The organism is Fluviibacterium sp. S390, assembly GCF_049800695.1.
Classification (GTDB): Bacteria; Pseudomonadota; Alphaproteobacteria; order Rhodobacterales; family Rhodobacteraceae; genus Meridianimarinicoccus.
This window is the reverse complement of record NZ_JBNAFN010000057.1, coordinates 1-3,033: the sequence shown is the minus strand read 5'-3', so window position 1 is coordinate 3,033 and position 3,033 is coordinate 1. Positions and strand designations below refer to the sequence as shown.

Below are 3,033 nucleotides of genomic sequence, written 5' to 3'. Positions count from 1 at the left end.
TGAACCGCCCCGGGTTTACCGGAGAGTAAAACTCTCAAAAGGTGAGCCCCATGACAGAGAAGAAAGTTTCCCCGAGTTACACGGCTGAGTTCCGCGCGCGCGGCGTTCGGCTTTTCCGCGAACATCGTTCTGATTACAGCAGCGACAGTGCCGCCTACCGGGCCATTGCCTCGAAGCTGGGCTGTTCGTCTTTCAGCCTGCGGGACTGGTATCGGCGCGCTGCGCGTGATGCAGGTGAATTGTCCGGACCGACGAGCGAGGAAAAGGCACGGATCAAAGCCCTGGAGCGTGAGAACCGTGAACTCAGGCAAGCCAACGAGATCCTGAAGAAGGCGTCAGCGTATTTCGCTCAGGCGGAGCTCGACCGCCCGTTCAAGCGATGATTGGCTTCATCGACGACCACCGTGATGTCTTTGGTGTCGGGCCGATCTGCCGGGTTCTGGGAATCGCATCATCGACGTTCTATGCCCACAAGTCCGTTGAACACGAACCGGCCTCTGCGTCCGAGCGGGCGAAGCGTGATGTTCTGGACAAGGCTGCCATCAGACGTGTGTTCGATGCCAGCCGGTGCCGGTACGGCGCACGCAAGATTTGGCACGCTCTGCGCCGGGAAGGACACGACATCGCTCGTTGCACCGTGGAGCGCCTGATGAAAGCCATGGGTATTCAGGGTGTTGTCCGGGGCAAGAAGGTCGTCACGACCAATCCTGACACGGCACAGCCATGCCCCGACGACAAGGTGAATCGAGAGTTTGCGGCGGATTTCCCAAACCAGCTTTGGGTTTCGGATTTCACCTATGTCTCCAGCTGGCAGGGAATGGTTTACGTAGCCTTCGTGATCGATGTTTTCGCCCGCAAGATCGTCGGGTGGCGCGTCTCGACCTCGATGTCGACCGGTTTCGTGCTGGATGCCTTGAACCAGGCCATCTGCCAGAGGGCTCCGTGCGAGGCCGACAAACTGATCCATCACAGCGACCGTGGCAGCCAATACCTGTCGATCAAATACACCGAGCGACTGGCCGAAGCAGGGATCGACACCTCGGTCGGCAGCGTCGGGGACAGTTATGACAATGCTCTGGCCGAAAGCACCATCGGCCTGTTCAAGACCGAAGTTATCAACTTCATCGGCCCCTGGAAATCGGTTGGCCAGGTCGAATGGGAGACATTGAAATGGATCGACTGGTACAACAACGAACGCCTGCACAGCGCCATCGGATACGTCACGCCGCAAGAAGCAGAAGAGGCCTTCTACGAAGCCTTGAACGCTGACGAAAAAGCAGCCTAATCATTGAACCAAACCCTCTCCGGTAAACCCGGGGCGGTTCACAGAGCACCAACTTCAAGCTCTTCGCAAAGTTTCACATCGAACAAGCGGCCCGATTCAAAACGGATCTGAACAAGGCAATCAACGCACGCACGAAAAAGCCGCTCAGCCACGCCACGGTGGATGCAACGCTTGCGCTTGTCAGAGATTTTTTCGTGTGGCTGTCCAGTCAGCCGGGCTACCGCTCGAAGCTCAGCTACAGCGACACAGCATATTTCAAGAACAACCGTAAAAACGCCCGTATCGCGCACACCCAACGTGAAGTTCCCTACCCATCCATGGAGGCATGCTTCAAGGCGTTCACCGCCATGCCCGCCGCGACGGACTGCGACAAACGTGACAAGGCGCTGTTTGCCTTCATGATGCTCACCGGCGCACGGATCGGTGCCACCGGCAGCCTCAAGCTGCTACACATCAACCTCGAGGAGCGTCACGTCTGCCAGGATGCCCGAGAGGTTGCCACGAAGAATGCAAAGACCATCGACACCTGGTTTCTGCCAGTGGACAGCGCCTACCTGGACGTATTCACGGCTTGGGTGGCCTATCTGAAGCAGGAACTCCTGTTCGGTCCTGCAGATGCCCTCTTTCCCAAGCCAAGGATCGGAGTGCGGCCGGGGCAAGGCTTTGCAAACCTCGGCCTTTCCCGGGAATGCTACGCAGGTACGACGCAACTAAACAAGGTCATCCGGAAATCCTTCGCCGCGGTCCAACTGCCGGAATACACCCCACACAGCATTCGCAAGACGCTCGTACACCATGGAAATGAGGTGTGCCCGGATATCGAGGCGATGAAGGCGTGGTCTCTCAATCTTGGCCATGAGCGCCTTGCCACGACATTGAACTCGTACCTACCGGTAAACCGCACTCGCCAACGCCAGATCATCAAGCAAATGCGTGACTGTGCCGCGGAGGTCGGGCCAGCGCAGAATTCCAAGACGTCATTGTAGGCAAGACTCTCAGGAACTCCTTCCTTGACTTGGGCAATAGTGCCAAGAGACAACAGGCACTTCAGCCCACATCAAGAACCGATCCATTGGCTGGCACACCTTCTGGCGTGAAAAATGCTCGCGAAGGCCTTGAAGTCCGGTAAACTTTCCGAAAATGTGCCCCCAACAAATGGTATTCGTGGTGCGCGTTGATGGTAGTGAGAGCGCAGAGGTGTTACCGGGGGACTACGCGAAAGGCAGTCCGGCGTTTGGTTTTCCCAACAGTCCGTGAAGTCTTCGTCGCAGCAGGGATGACCCCATGGTTGGTGACGACCGGCACTCCGTAGTGCACTGCAGTACGGAGTGCTGATCATGTGAGAATGATCAATGTGCTGATTTGAAGAACTGCCAAGCATGCGTTCTGAGCGTGTTTGGACCTCGCGACCAACTAGTCTCAATGCAACATTTTGCCCACCTGAGAGGCCTTTCCGCCCGACGCGACATCATCACGCCGGCACTCCAACTAAGAGATTCAATAATGGTTGACCTTACCGCTCCAATCCTGACCGCCCTTGACCTACCGGATGTTGTCGATTTGTCGAACGGCGATGTAACGGCTATGTTTTCCGCCAGCGGGACAGATGAGAATGAGATCGACAGAGTTAATATCTGGTTCGACCAATCTATCCCAAGGTACGGCAGCAGTCTAAATCTTGTTAGTATTCGCAATGGTTGGGCCGATGGGACCGGCACAGGTAGCCTGACATTCAACGATGCCATGAA

Annotated in this window: 3 protein-coding genes and 1 other annotated feature; all 3 genes read left to right on the top strand. The window is 56.4% G+C overall.

Annotated features, from left to right (window positions below; all coding sequences use genetic code 11):
* Positions 1 to 50 precede the first annotated feature (50 nt).
* Positions 51 to 1,285, top strand: a protein-coding gene (locus ACP15K_RS20255; protein ID WP_424991167.1) for an IS3 family transposase whose coding sequence is annotated in 2 segments (ribosomal slippage) — positions 51 to 351 and positions 351 to 1,285 — 1,236 coding nt in all. Because the reading frame shifts where the segments join, the coding sequence is not laid out codon by codon here.
* Positions 338 to 454 (top strand) — a sequence feature (AL1L pseudoknot). It overlaps the preceding gene by 117 nt.
* Positions 1,286 to 1,479: 194 nt before the next feature.
* Positions 1,480 to 2,271, top strand: a complete 792-nt coding sequence (locus ACP15K_RS20250) for a tyrosine-type recombinase/integrase (protein WP_424991460.1) — start codon at positions 1,480 to 1,482, stop codon at positions 2,269 to 2,271.
* A gap of 517 nt (positions 2,272 to 2,788) precedes the next feature.
* Positions 2,789 to 3,033 (top strand): hypothetical protein (locus ACP15K_RS20245; RefSeq protein WP_424991459.1); only part of this gene is annotated, 245 nt, incomplete at its 3' end.